16 protein-coding genes and 2 tRNA genes are annotated in these 21,140 nt (G+C 39.7%); 8 read left to right on the top strand and 10 right to left on the bottom strand.

All coding sequences use genetic code 11. The features are described 5' to 3' along the window. Nucleotides 1–59: 59 nt before the first annotated feature. The 3 genes from PLA12_05345 to PLA12_05355 form a co-directional block, all read right to left on the bottom strand. Nucleotides 60–1,442 carry a hypothetical protein gene (locus tag PLA12_05345; protein HOQ31922.1) on the bottom strand — a complete coding sequence of 461 codons (1,383 nt, stop codon included), beginning with the start codon at nt 1,440–1,442 and terminating at the stop codon, nt 60–62. A gap of 53 nt (nt 1,443–1,495) precedes the next feature. Further along, on the bottom strand, nt 1,496–2,908 hold the full coding sequence (locus PLA12_05350) for an Hsp70 family protein (protein ID HOQ31923.1): 1,413 nt from the start codon (nt 2,906–2,908) through the stop codon (nt 1,496–1,498). Between the two features lie 96 nt (nt 2,909–3,004). Next, nucleotides 3,005–4,288, bottom strand: a complete 1,284-nt coding sequence (locus tag PLA12_05355) for a BNR-4 repeat-containing protein (protein ID HOQ31924.1) — start codon at nt 4,286–4,288, stop codon at nt 3,005–3,007. A 181-nt stretch (nt 4,289–4,469) separates the two neighbouring features. Between PLA12_05355 and PLA12_05360 the strand changes: the two genes are divergently transcribed. The 5 genes from PLA12_05360 to PLA12_05380 all read left to right on the top strand — a co-directional run bounded on the left by PLA12_05360 (nt 4,470) and on the right by PLA12_05380 (nt 10,762). Then, nucleotides 4,470–5,927, top strand: a complete 1,458-nt coding sequence (locus tag PLA12_05360; protein HOQ31925.1) for a DUF1573 domain-containing protein — start codon at nt 4,470–4,472, stop codon at nt 5,925–5,927. Nucleotides 5,928–6,091: 164 nt separating this feature from the next. Beyond that, nucleotides 6,092–7,573, top strand: coding sequence for a PhoPQ-activated pathogenicity-related family protein (locus tag PLA12_05365; GenBank protein ID HOQ31926.1), 1,482 nt, complete (start codon nt 6,092–6,094; stop codon nt 7,571–7,573). A 44-nt stretch (nt 7,574–7,617) separates the two neighbouring features. Then, entirely contained in the window at nt 7,618–8,316 is a 699-nt protein-coding gene (locus tag PLA12_05370) for an ABC transporter ATP-binding protein (protein ID HOQ31927.1), read from the top strand. Then, nucleotides 8,304–9,551, top strand: a complete 1,248-nt coding sequence (locus tag PLA12_05375; protein ID HOQ31928.1) for an efflux RND transporter periplasmic adaptor subunit — start codon at nt 8,304–8,306, stop codon at nt 9,549–9,551. Before PLA12_05370 ends, PLA12_05375 begins: the two co-directional genes overlap by 13 nt. Nucleotides 9,552–9,556: 5 nt before the next feature. Then, a complete protein-coding gene (locus tag PLA12_05380; protein ID HOQ31929.1) occupies nt 9,557–10,762 on the top strand; it encodes an ABC transporter permease in 1,206 nt (401 codons plus the stop codon). A 77-nt stretch (nt 10,763–10,839) separates the two neighbouring features. On the opposite strand, the gene PLA12_05385 is transcribed toward PLA12_05380, so the two are convergent. The 3 genes from PLA12_05385 to PLA12_05395 form a co-directional block, all read right to left on the bottom strand. Continuing rightward, on the bottom strand, nt 10,840–12,255 hold the full coding sequence (locus PLA12_05385; protein ID HOQ31930.1) for a Gfo/Idh/MocA family oxidoreductase: 1,416 nt from the start codon (nt 12,253–12,255) through the stop codon (nt 10,840–10,842). Nucleotides 12,256–12,460: 205 nt separating this feature from the next. After that, the gene (gene rimO / locus PLA12_05390; GenBank protein HOQ31931.1) at nt 12,461–13,828 is read right to left on the bottom strand and encodes a 30S ribosomal protein S12 methylthiotransferase RimO; all 1,368 of its coding nucleotides are present in this window, start codon (nt 13,826–13,828) and stop codon (nt 12,461–12,463) included. 186 nt (nt 13,829–14,014) lie between these two features. Then, nucleotides 14,015–14,476 (bottom strand): hypothetical protein, encoded by a 462-nt coding sequence (locus PLA12_05395; protein HOQ31932.1) that lies wholly within the window; start codon nt 14,474–14,476, stop codon nt 14,015–14,017. Between the two features lie 162 nt (nt 14,477–14,638). On the opposite strand from PLA12_05395, the gene PLA12_05400 reads away from it, so the two are divergent. Then, a complete protein-coding gene (locus tag PLA12_05400) occupies nt 14,639–16,390 on the top strand; it encodes an FAD-dependent oxidoreductase (protein HOQ31933.1) in 1,752 nt (583 codons plus the stop codon). Nucleotides 16,391–16,510: 120 nt separating this feature from the next. Here PLA12_05400 and PLA12_05405 read toward each other — a convergent pair whose 3' ends face one another. The 3 genes from PLA12_05405 to PLA12_05415 form a co-directional block, all read right to left on the bottom strand. Continuing rightward, entirely contained in the window at nt 16,511–16,693 is a 183-nt protein-coding gene (locus PLA12_05405) for a hypothetical protein (GenBank protein ID HOQ31934.1), read from the bottom strand. A gap of 51 nt (nt 16,694–16,744) precedes the next feature. Further along, nucleotides 16,745–16,820, bottom strand: a tRNA-Lys gene (locus PLA12_05410). An 11-nt stretch (nt 16,821–16,831) separates the two neighbouring features. Then, nucleotides 16,832–16,907: transfer RNA gene (locus tag PLA12_05415), tRNA-Gly, on the bottom strand. Nucleotides 16,908–17,083: 176 nt separating this feature from the next. Between PLA12_05415 and PLA12_05420 the strand changes: the two genes are divergently transcribed. Then, on the top strand, nt 17,084–18,985 hold the full coding sequence (locus PLA12_05420) for a transketolase C-terminal domain-containing protein (GenBank protein HOQ31935.1): 1,902 nt from the start codon (nt 17,084–17,086) through the stop codon (nt 18,983–18,985). 126 nt (nt 18,986–19,111) lie between these two features. Here PLA12_05420 and PLA12_05425 read toward each other — a convergent pair whose 3' ends face one another. Next, nucleotides 19,112–20,098, bottom strand: coding sequence for a DUF1559 domain-containing protein (locus PLA12_05425; GenBank protein HOQ31936.1), 987 nt, complete (start codon nt 20,096–20,098; stop codon nt 19,112–19,114). A gap of 465 nt (nt 20,099–20,563) precedes the next feature. On the opposite strand from PLA12_05425, the gene PLA12_05430 reads away from it, so the two are divergent. Further along, nucleotides 20,564–21,070 carry a hypothetical protein gene (locus PLA12_05430; GenBank protein HOQ31937.1) on the top strand — a complete coding sequence of 169 codons (507 nt, stop codon included), beginning with the start codon at nt 20,564–20,566 and terminating at the stop codon, nt 21,068–21,070. Nucleotides 21,071–21,140: the final 70 nt, after the last annotated feature.

A 21,140-nucleotide genomic window follows, 5' to 3' on the forward strand; every position in this document is an offset into this window, starting at 1 on the left:
GTCTCATCTACCCCATCTGTTCCCTCCGTCCCGTCCGTTTCATCTGTCCTATTTGTCCCCTATGTCCCATCCGTTTCATTTGCCTCAGGGGCTTTCTTCAGATAAGTAATAAGTATAAAAACATAAACTACAATAACAATTACAGGTATAACAAGCACCCCCCAAGTTGGTTCTTCTACATTCCAGGGTCCAACGGAATAATCCACATTTAATACGCCTGCAGAACCTTTTGAAAACATTTCTCCAAAAGTGCTTCCTAACAGCCCGTGAATAAATCCTAATGCCACCAAATTCCGATTTTTCTCTTCCATAAAAACATATACTAACACAATCCCTAACATCCATGTAACTGCTACCAATCCATACGAATCAATATGTATCATTCCAAAGCAGGAAGCACTTAAAGTTGCAACCAGCATTCTTTTTTTATCCTTACAGTAAAAATACCCATAGATAAATCCCATAGGGAAGAAGAACACCGTTAGCCATAGAATAAGCTGAACCCAAACCGTTAAAGAAGGTATTGCCTTTGTCCCATAAGCAATGGAAATACTAATGCAGGTAAAAGAAATAGCCACCAAAGCACCCCAAAGACCAAATAGCAGGGACTTCTTTATTTGTTCTTCTCCTGTTACCCTGTTGGCAGGACTATTAGATGGGGCAAATGCCTTGCGGAACCGTGTACCAAAATAGGAACTAAATAACAATTGCTGAACAAAACCCCAGAATATATAGCCAAACACACCCAATGCCCATCGGGAAAAACTCAGTTGTTGAAAGGCACCCGTTCCCCGTTGAATGTAGGCAGAAACGAAGATTACTATCAATAAAGGCAATGAGACAATCATTGCGGTTCGGAATGCCGTATGAAAATTATCATAACGGATAGCACAAAAGGCAATCAGAGCGGATATAACAGCACCGAAAAAGAATACAAAAATTACACCGGGGAAATGATGGGGCCATTGGTAAACATCAACAGACAAGCCAAAAGTGCGTGCTAATTCCTGCATCTGGAAGAAACGGGCGACATGATACCATTGCTGGTAATTAACAATATTCAATCCTACAAAAACGGTAATAGAGGATAGGAGAATCATCACTCTTCTTATCAGTGGACCCCTTGTAATCAAGTGCCCATATTGAATCGGATTTCCCAGCCCCCAGGATTGGGCCGTATCTTTATGTAAAAATGGTGCAACAAAAAGTAAATAAGCACCTCCCAAAACCAGTAGCAAATTTACCCCAGAGTTTACAGCTTTTATTTTCATTACCACACCGAAAGGATAGGCTACCAGCCATAAGGCAGAAAGAATAATAAGCATAACCGTCATTGCTTCCACAAAATTTTGTTTTCGTGAAAAGCGTTCCTGTTCCCAATCACCAGCCGTTGTTTGAATCATCGGAACTTTTAAAATCTTTTCGGGAGAATTCATACTCATAAATGCATACCTTATAGTTGATAAAAAAATTAAAGATATATCAACAATAGAATTTATAGAAAACGGCTGACTACGGCCAAACCACGAGCAACACTGGTAAATGTATCGCGAGAAATAATTCGATGGGAACCGTATCGCTCTTGTAGCATCTTTTGTATTGCCGGGATAAGACAGGTGCCACCTGTAGTTAGAACCAGATTAATATCTTCAGGTTTCACCCCTGCTTTCTGCTCCGCTTCTATGATTAATGAGTGGATTTGTTCCAAAATATCCTCAATAATCTTGCTAAATTCTTCACGATTAATCTTCTCATTCATACTCAATTCTTCAAACTGGATTTGGATAGATGTCTGTTCCTGAAAACTTAATTCCTTCTTTGCCTTCTCAACAACTAATGCCAGAGGATATCCCCAGTTCTTCTGGATTAATAATCGCAAAGCCCTTATAGCTTCGGGTTGGTCACTAAAAGTTTCCACAGCAATCAACCAATTAATGGTTTCTTCTGTATTCAATCGATATAGATTTTGCCAATCCAACACAACATTTAAGATATTTTTGGGCATAGGAAGACGGTTTTGCCCGTATCGGGCTGTGCTTCCAAAGTAATGAAACAATCGTTTGCGAATAATCTCCTTATCAATCATATCTCCGGCAACAGTATCTCCTGAAACCGACAGAACGGCACTTCGTTTTAGTCGTTCCTCCACGGTTTCTGCACCTTCAAACTTCATAATACAAATATCACAGGTTCCTCCTCCAATATCCACAACCATCACCAATTGTTCTTTCGTGGTTGTCGTGCTTATATATTCAACAGAGGCAGATACCGGTTCATAGAAAAAAAGCACATCTTTAAATCCGGCTATCATTCCAGCATTTCGCAATCTCCTTTCGGCTACCTGGTCTTCAAATTCATCATGCGAAAAGAAAATAGGTCTCCCTATTACCGCAACATCAATCGTATCACCCACATATTGTTCTGCTCTTTCTTTACATCGTTTCAAAATAAGGGACACCAATTCCTCAATCTGGTAGTGTCTCCCGAACACATCTGTCCCTTTGAAGTCCGCATATTTTAATTTTGTTTTAAGGGACTGGAATAGTCGCCCCGGCATATTAACATCTACAAGCGTCTTTATGGATATTTTTTCTAAATTATCCGGGTCTGTTAATCTGGGATTGTAATACTCACTTTTATCCGGTTCCGCACCACTAATCGCCGATATTTCCATCCCAGTCTCTTCCGACTTCAAGATAACCTCCCGCCCTATATTGTGCTGAATAAAAACATTCGCAGCCTTCCTCCCCGTAAAAATCGAACCATCAGCCCCAATATAGATAAGAGAAGGCAGCGAAGTCGTAGGGACATTTTCCTCATCCAGGTCTATAACCTGAATTTGCCCATCCTTTTTCGCAATGGCAACACTGGTATTGGTCGTTCCGTAATCGATTCCACAAGCAATCATGAATAAATTCTATCCATCTTCCGTTAGGTAGTCTATTATTTCTCATGTAAAAATAAAAAGTATATCAATAGTATATTGACATTTTAAACTTACAGTTTATTTCTCAATCCAGCAAAAAATAGCCGTCTGGAACTGGGTGTAATGTGTGTAATGTCCACGCATCCAGAGAATATGCCCTTCCTTTTTGTTATACCCCCATGGAACAATAGGTCGAACATTTATAACCGTCGAATTTTGAGTAATGGGGATATGCTTCCACGATTTACCTTTATCGTGGGTTGTCCATCGTTCAATCTCAAAGGTAGTATTCACCCGTCGGGATAAATAGACTTCTTCAATATTTGCATGATTTATGCAAATACCCGCAGAATAATGAGGCTCCGTTTCTTTCTTACCTTTGGGTGTTTCGGGGAACCAGGGGCCGGCAAAGGTAATTTCATGGTCAATCCACTGTTTCCCATCCCATAGGGCATAATGATAAAAATGTTTGTTTTCTTCCGGTAATTGCGTATAGGCAATCACGGGCTTACCTTCCTTATTTAGGGCAATATCCCAGACCCATGCCCTCGCTCCTGTTAATTTCGCATCGTATACCTTATCACAATCAGAATGCAGTATGGGGAGGGAATCCATAGCCCCTATGGATGTTCCATCGGCACGGTAAAATTTCCCCGATTCATAACGAGCATAATATACGGAATTAAATGGTTCGTTTCGTGGATGTCCATCTGTAAATGTAAAATGAATCACTTTTTTACCATCCGATACAACTTTCAAATAAGGGCGAATACTCTCCGATTCCTTTCCCTTATCTTGAAAGAGAACTTTAGGTTCTGACCAATGAAGGCTATCCTCAGAAGTGGCAAAAGTGGGTTTCCATGTTTTTCCTCGCCAGAAAACATAGAAACGATTTTCATCACTTAAAAATACCGGGTGGCTATATGTTACTTTCTCCATCTTTGCCACTATAATTTCATCACCCCATTCTGTTATATCTTCAGGTTTGAGAGTTTGACGGGCGTAGAGATTTTCTTTATTATGCCGTGCATAAAAAATCATAAGTCGCAAATCGGGCAATACAAGAAAAGAAGGGACATTATGGTCATCAATATCCCAGAATTCTTTTATCGTTTTTGTCTTAACTTCTCCCGTATCATGGTCATAATAACCTACTTCTAACTTACCTTGAGAGGAAATCCAGCCAACATAAGTTCGCCGATATTGTCCTTCAACATAAACAGCCCGTGGGTCTTGAAACCAGCAAAAGGCACCCGACGGCGATATCGTGGTATATTTATTCAAAATAAAATCGGCTTTCTCAATCGCATTCCCTGAGAAAGAAACATAAAACAAGCATGCTAAAAAACCTAATGTATTCATTATTAACATCCCTTATTTTATTGTATTCTGCTTTATGTCAACATTATTATATATTGTTTTCGTTTTTATAAAGTCTAAATTCATTTTTAGTATAGCTATTTTTTTTGTTATGATTGTGAAAGTTTTCTCTATTATAGATAAACAAACTTTTTAAGATAACTAAATAGAAAGGGTAAGTTATATGAGTAAGGGTATTAAAGTTTTCCTTGTGTCTGTGTTTGTATTAACACTGATTGTAATTCTCAATTCCTGTGGTGGGCAAAAATCACAGCCATCCGCTCCTGCACCTGCAACTAAAACGCAGGAAAAAGCACCTGCAAAAGAGGCGGCTCCTACACCACCCCCAACAACGGCAGAGAAGGCTCCTGCTGCTCAGCCTGCTGAACCAACAACAGCCCCTGCCACAGCCACAGGTGGAAAACCTAAAATCGTATGCGACGAACCCGAATTTGATTTCGGTGAAAAAAGGAACGATGAAAAAGTAGAGCATGAATTCGTTATTAAGAATGCGGGTGATGGACAATTATTAATTAATAAAGTAAGGACAACTTGTGGTTGCACTGTTGCTCAACCTGAAAAGAAAGAACTTCAGCCCGGGGAATCCACAAAAATCAAGGCGACCCTTACTCTGGCAAACCGACAAGGACCCCAGACAAAAAATATAACCGTTGAATCCAACGACCCGGAAAATCCCGTGTTAACATTAACCTTAAAAGGCGTTGCTACTTCTCCAATTATTATAGAACCGCGGACGCTTAATCTGGGTTATTCAATTATGGAAGATTTGGTGGACGAAAAAGTTATTGAAGTAAAATCCAATCTTCCCGATTTAACTTTCAACATTACAAATGTAGATATGACGAATTTACCTCAATTCAAAGCAGAAGTAGAAACCGTAGAACCCGGGAAATATTACAAAATAAAAGTTAAACAGACGGAAAAAGTGGAACCGGGTACCACATTATCTAAGAGTTTCACCATCCAGACCGATGCCACAATTCCCGGAAAAGATGCAAATGACCCATCCGTAGCAACTTTGAGAAACATTCAGGTTTCCGTCTATGGAAGATTTTTAGGTGAGGTAGATGTATCACCTGAGGTTATCAGTTTTCGTGTAAACAATGATGACCCTGAAGCCAAAACGCAACAATATCTGCGAATTAAAGAAGGTAGAGAAAAAGGATTGAAAATTACTGAAGTCATTCCTCCTACCCCCGATATTCAGGTCGAATTAACAGAACGCGCTCCGGGTGATTATCTGTTACTTGTTAAGAACATCCCTATGAATAATTCCTTAAAAGATAAAGAAATCATTGTAAAAACCACATCTGCTACAAAACCTGAAATTAAAATTCCTTTCCGCGTAATTGATATTCCCAATTTTAGTTCAAGACCTCAAAATGTTCTCGGTGGAGAAGGAAAACGGATGCCGCCACAAGGACCTAATATGCCACCGAAATTACCACCCTTTAAACTTCCGCCCAAAGACCAATTACCCAAACCACCAACCAATCCTCCACAAGTTCCACAAGCAACACCAACTCCACAAGCAACACCAACTCCACAAGCAACACCGGCTCCACAAACACCGGCTCCACAAACACCGGCTCCACAAACACCGGCTCAAACACAAAAATAATTCTTAACGACATTTTTTAGACATTTTTCATATAGCCGATACAAAAATGTATCGGCTATATTGCTTTTAGATTGAAACAAATATTATTATCTTTAAGTCAATTAAAAGTTCTATCTTGAACAACATATTTTCTTTACAAAACAAAATATAAGAAAGGATTTTTTATGATGCAACAAATTTTAAAAAACAAAAAATTATTATCCTCTTTGTTGTCTATTCTGATTGTTTTATCTGTTATCGGATGTGCAACGAAAGCACCTATATCCGAACAACAGAAAGGAGTTGCTTCAACCAATGCACGCGAAACAAAAAATCCGGGACCGCTGGATGCGTATGTTTACAGACCTGACCCTCATTATAGTTATAAACTTGTAAAAACGGAAGAAGCAGATAATTTCACTATTTATTACATCAATCTAACCTCTCAAAGTTGGCGTTCTCCAGAAGAAGTAGACCGCCCCATCTGGACGCACTGGTTAACCATTGTCGTTCCTAAAAAAGTAAAGTATTCTTCCGCCCTACTTATTATTTCAGGTGGAAGGATTAGCGACGAACCCCCAACATCCTCCAGTCCTCTATTACGCAAAGTAGCCAAAGATGTGCAAACCGTAGTAGCCGAAATAAGGCAAATACCTAATGAACCTCTGGTTTTTGCAAATGACAACGACAGGAAAAGGACTGAGGACGGTATTATTGCATACAACTGGGATAAATACCTGAAAACGGGCGACCCGGAATGGTTAACCCGTATGCCGATGACAAAAGCTGTCGTTCGTGCTATGGATACTGTTCAGGAATTCTGTGCAAGCAAAGAAGGTGGAAAGGTGAAGGTTAATGAATTTGTTGTGGCTGGTGCATCTAAACGCGGTTGGACCACATGGACAACTACTATTGTAGATAAACGGGTGGTCGCATGTGTTCCCATGGTTATAGATTTGTTGAATTTGGTCCCATCATTCAAACATCACTACGCAGTCTATGGAGGTTGGGCTCCTGCCATAGATGATTATGTAGAAATGAATATCATGGATTGGTTAGTTACTCCCGAATTTGCGGCTATGTTAAAGATTGTTGACCCATACAGTTATCTTAATAGACTAACCATGCCCAAGTTTCTCATTAACTCTGCTGGTGATGAATTTTTCCTGCCCGATTCCTGGAAATTCTATCTTAAAGATTTGCCCGCACCTACATATATCCGATATGTCCCAAATACAGGTCATGGGCTTAAACCCGAAGTTGTTGACAGCGTATCCGCTTTCTACAAGGCTATCGTCATGAAAAAACCTCTTCCCCAATATTCCTGGGAATTCCCGGATGATTGCACCATTGTGGTAAAAACAAAAGATAAACCCAGTAAAGTAACTCTATGGGAAGCCACAAATCCTGAAGCAAGAGACTTTCGTTTGAATGTTCTCGGTAAAGCCTATCAGGCAAAGGATTTAACGGAACAGAAAAAGGGTGTTTATATTGGGAAAGTCAGTCCTCCTGAAAAAGGATGGAAAGCATATCTTATTGAAATGACTTTTCCAGGTCCGGATAATACCTCTTTTACCTTTACAACCCCGGTCCGCATAGTTCCCGATATTGAACCGCATAAATATGAGCCACCCGCTGAATTGCCTAAAGGCTTTTTAAGCAAATAATACATGTTAATAAAAACATACTAAATCCTCAGCAGGAGGGTTTTGTGAACAAAGATTCGTCTCGACTAATTGATGTGCAAAATCTTGAAAAAGTTTACGAAGTTGGAGATAACAGAGTTATAGCCTTAAATCGTGTTGATTTGACCATTGATGCAGGGTCTTATGTTGCCATTATGGGACCTTCCGGTTCCGGAAAAACAACTTTTCTTGATATTCTGGGATGCCTTAGTAGACCTACCGCAGGTTCGTATCGGTATAAAGGTGAAGAAGTCCACAAGTTTTCAGAACTGCGACTTGCCGAATTGCGAAATCATGAAATAGGCTTTGTTTTTCAAAACTTCAATCTATTAAGCCGTGCCACAGCATTAGAAAATGTGGAATTACCGCTTATATATGACCGCGTCCCGCGAAAAGAACGAAGGAAACGAGCACAAGAGGCATTAATCGCTGTGGGACTTGGAGACCGTATGTATCACAGACCCAATGAAATGTCTGGTGGTCAGCGACAACGCGTCGCTATTGCACGAGCCTTGGTAAACAACCCTTCTACAATATTAGCTGATGAACCCACAGGAAATCTGGACACCGCCAGCGGAGAAAGTATTCTTGAATTATTTGATGAATTACATAGCAAAGGACATACAATTGTTATGGTTACACATGAAAAAGATGTAGCGTCCCGTGCTCAACGAATTATTCATTTCAGAGATGGAAAGGTAATATCTGACGAATGGCAAAAGTAAATTATAAAAATTATCTATTAAGACTAATCCTTTTACTCCTTTTTGCGATGATAGTAACAGGTATCGTCTATTATTTCTTTTTCTACACACCGCCCGTGCAGGTTACTGTAGACACTGTAAAGAGGGGAAAGGTTCAACAAACGGTCTCTGCTTTCGCTTCTGGAACAATTATGGCTCATCGCCGTTCCATGATTGCCTGCGGGATGATGGGTATTGTTTCTAAAGTTCATGTAAAGGAAGGACAACATGTTACCAAAGATGAAATTCTTATTGAATTAAGTCACGAAGACCTTGATGCACAGGTAGCCCTTTCTGAAGCAAATTTACTTGTTGCAAAAACGAGGCTGGAACAAGCACGCGTCGGTTATGAGGTGGCTAAAAACCTTTCTGAATCACAAATCAATCAGACACAAGCACAATTAAAGCAAGCGGAATCAGATTTGGAGCGTGCTAAAAAACTTCGCGAACAGGGAATTCTTTCCCCGGGAGAACAGGAAAAAGTGGAATTGGCTTATAAGGTAGCCAGGGAGGCATATCAGTCTGCCCTTACAGGTGTGAAAGAACTTCAAGTTCGTGAACAGGAAATAAAAGCGGCAGAAACCGCCATTATACAGGCAGAATCCGCATTGAATTCTGCAAAAGCCGTCAGAGATAAAGCCATCATTAAAGCCCCCTTTGATGGAATTGTTGCTACTGTCAATGTTCATGAAGGTGAAGGTATTGCCGTAGGTATTCCTCTGATGTATCTGGTAGATAATTCCGACCTATACATTGAAGCACCTTTTGACGAAGCCAATGTGGGACAAATCTCATTGAACCAAAAAACAAGGATTGAATTAGATGCCTTTCCGGGGCAGGTTTTCATGGGTGAAATTTTTGAAATATCTCCTGTAATTACGATTACCAAAGAATTTACACGCACCTTTACTGTAAAAGTGCGATTTCTGGAGCAGGGCAATTTCCTTGCAGGAATGTCCGCTGATGTAACAGTAATCGTATCGGAAAAGGATGATGTCCTTTATGTCCCAAGTGAAAGCCTTATCCGTGATGAGTTTGCTTATGTTGTTGAAAAAGACCATGCTGTTCGTAGACCTGTAACTTTGGGTATCGGAAACTGGGAGACACGAGAAATCGTGGACGGCTTGAAAGAAGGCGATATGATAATTACTTCCGTTGGGATTAAAGGATTGGCAGACGGAGTTAAAATCAAAATCGTTCCTTCCCTTGGGGAGTAATAGCAATGACCTTCTGGGAACTCATACGAACAGCTATCATTGCTCTGAACCAGAACAAAATGCGTGCCGCACTCACTGCATTAGGGGTTATCATTGGTGTTATGTCGGTCATATTATTAATTGCCTTAGGAGAGTCGGCACAAGCCTATGTAGAGAGGGAATTTGCGATTATGGGCAGCAATGTCATTATCATCACACCCGGCAAACAAGAAACTACAGGTATGTTTCCCATCAGTGCAGGAAGTCATAAAAAACTTACCTATGAAATCGCCCGACAAATAAAGAGAAAAGTTCCCGGTATTATTGGTGTGGCTTCCAATACATTAGGATTAGCCAATATACGATATAAAAACCGTCAGCGAAATGTCTTACTTATTGGCACAACCCCGGATTTCGAGAAGGTCCGCCAGTTATATACACAAATAGGTCGTTTCCTTACCGAAGAAGATATTGAACGAAATAGTCGAGTATGTATCATCGGAACAACCGTTAAAAAAGAACTGTTCGGGACACACCGTGCCTTGTATGAGAAGATTTCCATTAACGGCTCCAAACATACCGTCGTGGGGATATTAGAAGAACGCGGAATGGCATTGGGAATTGACCTCGGAGACATAGTCATTGCCCCTTTACCCAGTGCTCAACGCATTTTCAATGTTGAAGAAGTCATGGAAATCCTATTAGGAGCACGCACGCAGGAGGATATTCCCCGTGCCACAGAAGCCGCAAGGAAAATTGTCCGCTCTGCTCATGATAATGAAGAAGACTTTACCATCACAAATCAAGATAGCATGCTTTCTGCATTCTCACGAATTTTCAGTATGCTTCGACTGATGTTAGTAGGTATCGCCTGCATATCTCTTCTGGTAGGGGGCATTGGAATTATGAACATAATGTTAGTATCCGTGCGTGAACGCACGCGCGAAGTAGGTATTCGTATTGCAGTAGGAGCCACCCGCGCTGATATTGGCTTACAGTTCCTTATGGAATCCATTACCCTTAGTGTTCTCGGTGGAATGACCGGTATTTTCTTAGGCTTCATTGGTTCCGCTGTTATTCGTATTCTTTATCCCAGTTTGCCCATAGGCTTATCTTTGTGGTCTATAACGACTGCCTTCCTTTTCAGTTCTGCTGTTGGTGTCGTCTCGGGGGTATATCCTGCCTTAAAAGCGGCAAGTGTTGACCCCGTTGAAGCCCTACGATATGAATAATCTATCTGAAACAAGACAAGACCCGATGTTTATAAAACATCAGGTCTTGTTGTTAAACAATTTGCAAATATCTATTTTTAGCAGGGAAGTTCCCAGCCCTTACGATATTCTTTACTTATAATCGCCTTCGGGTCAGAAACATTCTTAACAATACCATTAACATTGTCCCAGACCAACTTTTGTCCCGACTTAACAACCACATTCCCAAATTGCACCATTTCTGTAAAGGGACCCGAATAATTAAAATTCGAACAAGCAGGTTTATCTTCCTTACAAGCACGAAGCCAATCGAAATACGGACTTTCACCCGGAATACGCTCAATCGTTTCAGGTGGCATTTTATAATCCTTCATCAGAGAAGAAGGAACCAATCGTGGCTCACCACCATATTCCCCTGCCGTAAGGATTGCCTTATCACCAATAAACATTGAACCATTCATATTATCATCACCCAACACCTCATCTTCGGGTATTCCTTCGGGTCGTTTGGGACGGTTATAAACTTCCTGTCCCGTGGCTTCATCCTTCCAGTGTCCATCATACCAATAAACATCAACAGGACCCATATCACCCCGAGCAACGAAGGAATATTTCACTGTAGTTGCAATAGGAAATGTCTGCTTGTTTTGTCCTTTCTGGAATACGACTTCAACCGAGAATTCGGGTGCTTCATACAGTTTCAATGCCCAGTAGGCAGGGTCCATAATGTGGCAAGCCATATCGCCTAACGAACCAGAACCAAAATCCTGCCAGGCACGCCAATCATGGGGAGCCAACTTATGATTATAAGGACGCCATGGAGCACAGTTAATCCAGCGGTCCCAATCCATATCTTCGGGTGTTACTTCCGGCGGTAATGGTTCTGTCATTCCCTGATTATCCCATACCGGACGATGGGTCCATATATGAACTTCTTTCACATTACCGATAGCACCACTCCAAATCATCTCGCACAATTGACGGACACCATTACCACAATGTCCTTGGTTACCCATCTGGGTCGCAACACCTGTTTCGCGTGCTGTGATAGTAAGCAATCGTGCTTCCGCAATGGTATGTGTCAATGGCTTTTGAACATATACATGTTTTCCCATCTTCATGGCCATATAGGCAGCAGGTGCATGAGAATGGTCCGGAGTAGAAATTGTAACAGCATCAATTTCTTTCATCTCTTCTAACATATTGCGATAATCTTTATACTTTTTCGCATTCGGCAAACGATAGAATGCCTCTGCAGCCCGTTTCCAATCTACATCGCACAAGGCTACAACATTATGTCCTAACTTAAAACAACTCATAATATCAGAAAAACCTTTTCCACCAGCACCAATGGCGGCAACATTTAATTTCTCGTTCGGAGAAATCTTACGCGGGACAACCTGTGCGGTATTCGGTGTTGGTGATGTCTGTGCAAAAGCACTGGCCGTAACTACCGTTGTTGAAGAGGCTAAAAACGCCCTTCGTGTCATTTTTGACCATTCATTCTTTTTCATTGTCATACTTCCTTCTGATAAGTTTTTATTTTAAATGTTTACTGTATTGAAGCACAGATAATAAGATAGTTTATTACAACGAATAAAGAAAAGTAAAAAAGCACGATATTAAATCTGTAAACAGAAATCAACATATAGATAAGTGATACATATCATTTTAATTCAGCAATATCCCCGTTTGAAATAAAGGCCACTATTCTCGTGTTTATACAACTTTACCATATAGGTCATATATCTCTGCTTCTTCGATTTTTACCTGATAAAATCCGCCTATTTGCAAGGTTCGCGGAGAGGATATCCAGATAACACCATCAACATCCGGGGCTTCTGCATAAGACCTGCCTATCCAAAGGTTCTTCTCCTTGTCATAATCATCAATTAAGACTTTGTATTCTTTGCCTACACGATTTTTATTAAATTCATACGATATTTCTGCCTGTGTTTCCATAAGAATATGATAGCGTCGTTCTGCTACCAGTTTTCCTACCTTGCCTGGTAATTCCATAGCGGGTGTATTCTCTTCCGGGGAAAAAATAAAAGACCCCAATCGTTCAAATCGGATTTGTTCTATCCCTTTTATTAGTTGCTGAAATGCTCTAAAACTTTCTCCGGGAAAACCTAAAATAATGGTGGTGCGAAAAACCATATCGGGTATGAAATCTCGTATCTCCTGTATTGCTTTTATAACATCTTTATTCCAGCCGGGGCGATTCATCAATCGAAGCACTTTCTTATCTACATGTTGAATAGGTATATCTAAATAATGAACCACTTTAGGCTCTGTTTTCATAACCTGTAAAAGTTTCTTTGTTACTCCGGACGGTAAAACATACAAACAGCGTATCCAAAAATCCCCCTTCAATTTTGCCAATTCCTGAATTAATTCAGGCAAGCCATATCCCTTTTTCAAATCCCTGCCATAACGAGTTATATCCTGGGCAATTAGATTAAGTTCTTTTATACCTTGTCCAATTAAGTATTCCGCCTCTTGCAAAAGAATGTCCATAGGGACAGAATGATAAGCCCCTTTTATTTGAGGAATGGAACAAAAAGAACAGGCATGAGAACAACCATCTGCAATTTTCAGAAAAGAATACGCAGAAGGAGTAATGATTTTTCTACGGATATATCTTCCTACACTTACACTCGGTTTCCGCAAACAACAAAATTTTTGGTTGCGGGGTAATTCCTCTTCCTGAATATATCTCAATAAAGTTTCTAATTGTCCTACACCTACCAATCCATCAATTTCTGGAAACTCTTTCCATAGTTCCTGAGGATACCTCTGGGCTAAACAACCGAAAACAAAGAACTTTGACGGATTTTTCCTCTTTCTCTTGCTTTCCGCTATCTCCGAAATCACATCAATAGATTGCTTTTTTGCATCTAAAATAAAACCGCAAGTATTTAGTAAAACCACATCAAAACTCTCTTCCGCATTAAAACCCTCCAACGGTATTACTTCATAACCTATATCTTCCAATAAACCTGCCAGATACTCATTATCAACTGTATTTTTATCACACCCTAAAGTAATTATTCCTACTCTTTTTGTTTTTTTTCCTGTTGACATTCTTCTTCTTTATTTTATGTTTAATTTTTACAAATATATTATTAATAAGAAAAACATTATAATGAAAAACCTAACCCCATTTCATCTGAAATATTGTTCATATCCCATTTAAAAATCTACCCGATGGCTCTTTCGAGCCATCGGGAAAAAGCAGAGAGTATAAAATATATTTATTTGCAGATACTATTATAGGCCATCAACATTGATAGTCTTAACTAACCATGCAGGAACTTTCTTTCCTTTTTCATTGGTTGTTTCATACTTCTTCAAAATAAGTTCTACAGAAACGGCTCCAGCAACACTGCTTAAATCAATCGGATACGCAGAGGCTGTTCCATCATTATTAATTTTAATCTGCATATTTCCTAAATCTACTTTGCCTTCATCGGCATAACCGGATTCAAGCCCTAATTGCAACATAGGCTTAACTTCCTGTTTTCCACCGACTTCCGGATGCTCAAAATCTTCGGCAAGAGTTTCCATCAACATATCAATGTTTTTGGATTCTAATGCAGTTTTGACCTTATCTATGGTAGCACGGATTAATTCCTCATCGGTAGGACCTTTCCCTTTCCCGGCACAGCCCAGAACAGAAAGCATAGCGACCATAGACATTACAACGAGTGAACTGATAAGGATTCTTTTCATATTGAATCTCCTTTATTTGTTTGTTTTTTTGTGTTATAGTTGTTAAAGTTTAAAAGATATAACTCTTTTAGTGAAATGTATGACTATACTTCACAAAAGGTGGTTTCAACTTTTTTTATTTTTTTATAAAAAAATTAAATTATTAACAAAAAAGGTTTTGATATGAAACGAAGAGATTTTTTATTAACAATGGGGACATCTCCTATTTTGTATGTACCCTCTTCAAAAAACAACCCCACTAAATCTCATTATACAGATAAGAAAACCCTTAAAAAACAGAAGAATACAGAACTTATGAAAGCCGATGTGGTTATAATTGGTGGTGGAACAGGAGGGGTAGCATGTGCTTTATCTGCCTTGCAACATGGACTATCGGTTATTATGACAGAGGAAACCTTATGGCTGGGAGGACAAATGACTTCGCAGGCAGTTCCGCCCGATGAAAATCCATGGGTGGAAGACAAAGGTTCTACGGAAAGATACAAACTATTTCGAAACGCAATTCGCGATTTTTATCGAAAAAATTACCCCTTGCTTGAAGAACATAAGAACAATCCAAAATTAAACCCCGGCAATGGAAATGTTTCGCGAATATGCCATGAACCCCGTGTCAGTGCCCAAGTGATTGAAAGTATACTCTCCCCTTATATATCAGGAAAAAAACTTACTGTCTTAAAAAAACATATTCCCCTATCGGTAGAAACAAACGGTGACTATTTCTCTGCTGTTAAAGTTTTATCCTTAGAAACAGGAAATGAAATATACCTTTCAGCTCCTTATTTTATTGATGCTACAGAAACGGGAGAACTGCTTCCTTTAGGAAAAGTAGAATATGTAATCGGTATGGAGTCTCAAAAAGAAACCCATGAACCTCATGCCCCTACAAACTCCGACCCCAAAGGGATGCAGGCATGTACATGGTGCTTTGCTATGGATTACGACCCGAATGGCGACCACCGAATTAACAAGCCTGATAATTATGATTTTTGGCATTCTTTAATTCCCCAATTAGACCCACCCTGGACAGGTCCTTTATTAAGTCTGACAGCAACACATCCTGTAACTCTCCAACAACGCACATTGCCATTTGACCCCACAGGAAACACGAAAGCAAGTTGGTGGAATTACCGTCAAATTTTAGATAAAAATCTTTTCGATACAAATATTATTCCTTACAGCATAACCCTTGTTAACTGGCCTCAAAACGATTATTTTTTAGGAAATATCATTGAGAACAAAACAAAAGACGAAGACTTATTCCATGAAAGAAAAGCCAAAGAATTGAGCCTTGCTCTCTTTTACTGGTTACAGACGGAAGCACCCCGCCCGGATGGTGGAACAGGTTGGAAAGGTTTGCGATTACGCCCAGATGTTACTGGCACAGAAGATGGCTTTGCCATGAGACCCTATATACGCGAAGCAAGACGGATTAAAGCAGAATTTACTATATGCGAACAACATATCGGGAAAGATGCACGAAAAGAATTATTCAAAACACAAGACTACATCCTTCCTGAATTTTTCAAAGATACTGTAGGTATTGGTTATTATCGAATTGACCTTCATCCACGAACCAACGGTAAAAACTATTTTGATGTAGATTCCTTACCTTTCCAGATACCTTTGGGAGCCTTAATACCAAAACGAGTTGAGAACATGCTTCCTGTTTCTAAAAATATTGGCACAACACACATTACGAACGGAGCCTATCGCCTTCATCATGTTGAATGGCACATCGGAGAAGCCGTCGGATGTCTTTTAGCGTTTTGCAAACAAAATAACCTCTTACCCCGTCAGGTCAAAAATCATTCTGATTCCTTAGAACAATTCCAAGAAATGCTGCAGAAAGATTCCATTCCTCTTCAATGGGATAAAGAAATTCTACAGCAAATGGGCAAAAAGAGCGGTTCATAAACTTCACCTATAACCATTACAAGTATTTTCATTAGATTAAATTGTTGCGGGTTAGTTCTGTTATTTCAATGACTACAAGCACCCCAAATATTCTCATAAGAATTAAATCCATATAGTCTTTCACTTTTTGTAAAGATATCTCTCCGTCCCATCCGTCCTATTCGTCTCTTCTATCTCATCCGTCCCATTCGTCTCATCTGTCCCATCCGTCCCATCTGTCCTATTCGTCTCTTCTATCTCATCCGTCCCATTCGTCTCATCTGTCCCATCCGTCTCATTACAAATAATTACGGAACACCCCAATTAACTTCAATAGGCAGGAAACGGCATATTGCGCGTAGAAATTTCACAAATTGGTGGGCCGTGCAGGAATTGAACCTGCGACCTTGGGATTAAGAGTCCCCTGCTCTACCAGCTAAGCTAACGGCCCTGATAAAAAAATGGAGCGGGAGACGGGACTCGAACCCGCGACGTCAACCTTGGCAAGGTTGCACTCTACCAACTGAGTTACTCCCGCAACTTTTTGCATCAATAATTTTATCAAAAAACAAACACCAATTCAAACTTGATTATTACAAATAAAATAATCTTCTAACCAGATATCTTAGAGATATTACCTAACAGATAGATAATTATCTTCAACTTTTGGTATATTACATTTCTAAAAATCGGAATTTAAACAATAAAGGAGATATGCCCATGAGTTTCCCAATTAATGTAGAGAAATACAAACCTATTGCTGTGAACCCGTTTCATCAAGAGTTTACAAAAGAACAATTAGAACAGTTGAAAACAAACATTCAAGTTGTTCGTGATTCCATCATTTTCTTTACCGCTGTTGCAGGAATCCGTGGTCTGGGGGGGCATACCGGTGGAGCATATAGTATCGTTCCTGAAGTATTAGTTCTGGATAGTTTTATGAAAGGTTCTGAAAAAATTTATCCCGTTTATTTTGATGAAGCAGGGCACCGTGTGGCTATTCAATATGCAATGTCTGCTTTCAACGGAATTATCCCATTTGACTATTTATTACATTATCGTGAGGCTAATTATGGACTTTATGGACATCCGGAAATTGAGCATGAATTAGGGATAAAATTTGCATCCGGTCGTTTAGGGCATTTATGGTCTTTTGTTAATGGTGTAGCATTAGCCAATCCAGATAAGGTTGTTTTTATGTTAGGTTCTGACGGTTCCCAGCAGGAAGGTGATGATGCAGAATCTGCACGACTCGCTGTTGCTCAGAAAATAAATGTTAAATTGTGTATTGATGATAACAATGTAACAATCTCGGGTCATCCTTCCCAGTATCTACCAGGCTATGACATTGGGAAAACGCTATCTGGACACGGCTTAAATGTGGATGTCGGCGAAGGTGAAAATCTGGAAAGTCTGGTGCAACGTATGATTAAAGCAGTGCGACAAGAAGGTCCTGTGGCTCTGATTAACAAACGAGTAATGGCACCGGGCGTTCCCGGGATTGAAGGGAACCATTCAGGACATGATGTTATCGGAAAAGACAACGCTATTGCTTACTTTGAAAAACGCGGTATGCCTGAAGTTATTGAATTCTTAAACAAAGTTGAAAAAATTTCTGTAAGCAGAACTTATCGGGGGTGTTCTAAGGAACAGGGAAGTAATCGAACGGAATTTGGAAATATTGTTAAGGATTATTTAACAGCACATCCCGAAGAAAAGAGCGAACGAAAAATTTTAGTTATTGATTCCGACCTCGAAGGTTCCACCGGATTAAAAGCCATCCGTGTAGCACATCCGGATATATTCATAAATGGTGGCGTTCAGGAACGCGGGAATTTCTCTGCTTCTGCAGGTTTCGGGTTTGAAAAAGGCAAGCAGGGAATATTTAGCACCTTCTCTGCCTTTTTAGAAATGATTCTTTCTGAACTAACCATGGCACGGTTAAATAAAGCCAATGCCATTTGTCATTTTTCCCATGCCGGGGTTGATGATATCGCTGATAATACCTGTCATTATGGAATTAATATTTTCTTCGCCGATAATGGTCTCCCGGAAGGTGATAATACACGGCTTTACTTCCCGGCAGATGCTCTACAACTTAAAGCAGTCGTTCATCGTATCTGGAAAGATGAGGGCATTCGGTTTATTTTTACCACCCGCAGTAAAGTTCCGTTTATTTGCAAAGAAGATGGCACGAAGTTCTATGAAGGCAATTATCAATTTGTTCCCGGAAAAGATGAAATTATCCGAAAAGGTACCGCCGGATATGTAATATCTTATGGAGAAATGCTACACCGTGCATTAGATGCTGTGGAACAAGCACGAGAACAGGGATTGGATGTAGGTCTCATCAATAAACCGACACTTAATGTAGTAGATGAAGATATGATGACCGTTTTAGGAAAAGCCCCATTCGTTTTAGTGGTCGAGGCACAAAACATCAAAACAGGCTTGGGCAGTCGTTTTGGCAGTTGGCTACTTCAAAGGCAATATGCTCCTAAATTTGATTATATGGGTGTTAGTAAACCCGGAAAAGGCGGACTATCTGAACATATTACCTATCAAGGATTAGACCCTGAACATATCCTCGAAAGGATAAAACAACTCGCAGGTTAAGATAGGGAACATATTAAACAAATCCCGTTTTAGATATTTGTTCTATATATAAAAGAATCCCCGATTACTTTGCGTAATCGGGGACTTGCGAGGGTTTTGAACAGAAACGAAAGGAAGAGGAGAGGGCTATATAATATTTTGTGAAGCCAATATAACGCCTACGACACGGGCAACCGCACCGTTAACAGGTTGTTCGCCATTTTCCTGATACCGCATGAAACTCACATGTCCATCCATGTAAAGCACATTAGAACCGCCGGGAATGTGGTTGTAGGCTCCTGGGTCTATGGCAATGGTATCCGCCATTATCCAGGTTTCGCTCTGGGCTTTAGACGAAGCGGCAGGATTGTTAATATCCGTGATTAAGAAGCGTTCAATACCTTCACGGAGTCTGTAAATTGTGGATTGTCTGCCATTGCCTAACCCTAAAGGCACAGAAATATCCTCATCCGCTTTTTTTACAGCCTCATTAGGATTGGAAAGATAGGCTCCCAATAGAGTTAACATTGCTTCCACAAGTTGCGAAGGACCATTGCCTGATATTCCTGTTGCACCAACAAGGGTGGCTAATGCAGTAATATCCACCAGCGGGTCACTTCCGTCTGCATTGCAAAGGTCAAGCACATATCCTACATAGTTATAACTGGAATCAATGATAGACATTCCGCGAACCGCATCATCACAAGGAATGTTCACATCGGGAACATCTCCCAATCCTGCTGCCTGGGCTGCAGGATTATATTGAAGCCCCGGTTTCTCCGCAGAATCAGAAGGACAGAAGATGATGTTTAAATCCGTTAAGTATTCCGGATAAAGCACCGCGGGATTGGGACCTGCTGCAACAAGACCAGCGTTAGCAGTTGGAGTATAGGGATAAACATTACAATCTACCCTTTGTGCTGCAGTAATGCAAATAGGCGGAAATCTTTCACCTTTCGCTTCATTGCTGTACATTTTGAAGACCAGACCCCATTGTTTGAGGTTGTTCTGGCAACTGCTCCTGCGCGCTGCTTCCCTCGCACGAGCTAGCGCCGGCAACAAAATTGCCGCAAGGATACCGATGATAGCGATGACGACAAGCAGTTCGATGAGTGTGAAACCTTTTTTACGCATAATAGAACTCCTTCTTGGGTTCGCCCTGAAAACCCTTTTAGTTTAATTTATCCTTATTCATGCAGGGCTCATGAATAAAACTATTAAATTGTAAATACGATTATATTATAATTAATATTTTTTTGTTTGTCAAGATAAATTTTTAATTATTTAAATAATATTTCCAAATTAAAAACTAAATTTTTGTTTCGTTATTATTTTATTAATAGGAATATTATGTTATTAAAGACATTAATATTTATATGTATATAATTATATAAAAATATTATATTAAAGTTATTTATTTACAATATTATGATAAAAAGTTGTGTTTATAACTCCTAAAAATATTTTGCCTTGCCTGTTCCATATAAAGCGGGATAAAAACATTTCTTCAAATATATCAAAGATTTAAGTGCTTTTCAGGGCAAAATTCTTTCTATATTTTTAGAGATATTCCACAAAATAGGATAGGAGGTTTTGTTAATGGAATGTGTTTTTTATTCTATTGAGAAAGGGGAAAAATGGCTTACTCCATTTGAAAAACGGCAGTGGCGTGAGAAATATAAAGCATTGCAAATGTGGTTTGAAAATAAAGGGATTGAAATATCTCCCTGGCTGCAGATGCGTTTGAGAGAACTGCTTATACTTACCTTTTTTATACAGAGATTGGAACAGGAATTATTATTCTCCACTCCTTTGCCTGAGAAGAAAAATGAAGGTATGGAATCTTCCAAAAAAATGGAAAGAATAAATTCTTCTGCACAATGTTATGAGGTGTTATGCAAATATATGGAACGGCAACGAAAATTGGTGCAGGAGTTTGAGGGAATTAAGCCAATGGAAACAAAAACATCCTCTATGAGTATTGCAGAACTTGTGCAGGATTTGGTGTGTTGTGCCCATGAATTGGAGAAAGGAAACAATGGAACTATACAAAAGAATCTTTCCGAAGAAAATAAAAATGAAACCCTTGTAAATCAAGATAATTAATCATTAATAAAATTTGATAGAATTATAGAGAAGATGTTTGAACTTAAAAAACAATGCATAAGGAATATTG

It is taken from the genome of Candidatus Hydrogenedens sp. (genome assembly GCA_035378955.1).
GTDB lineage: Bacteria > Hydrogenedentota > Hydrogenedentia > Hydrogenedentales > Hydrogenedentaceae > Hydrogenedens.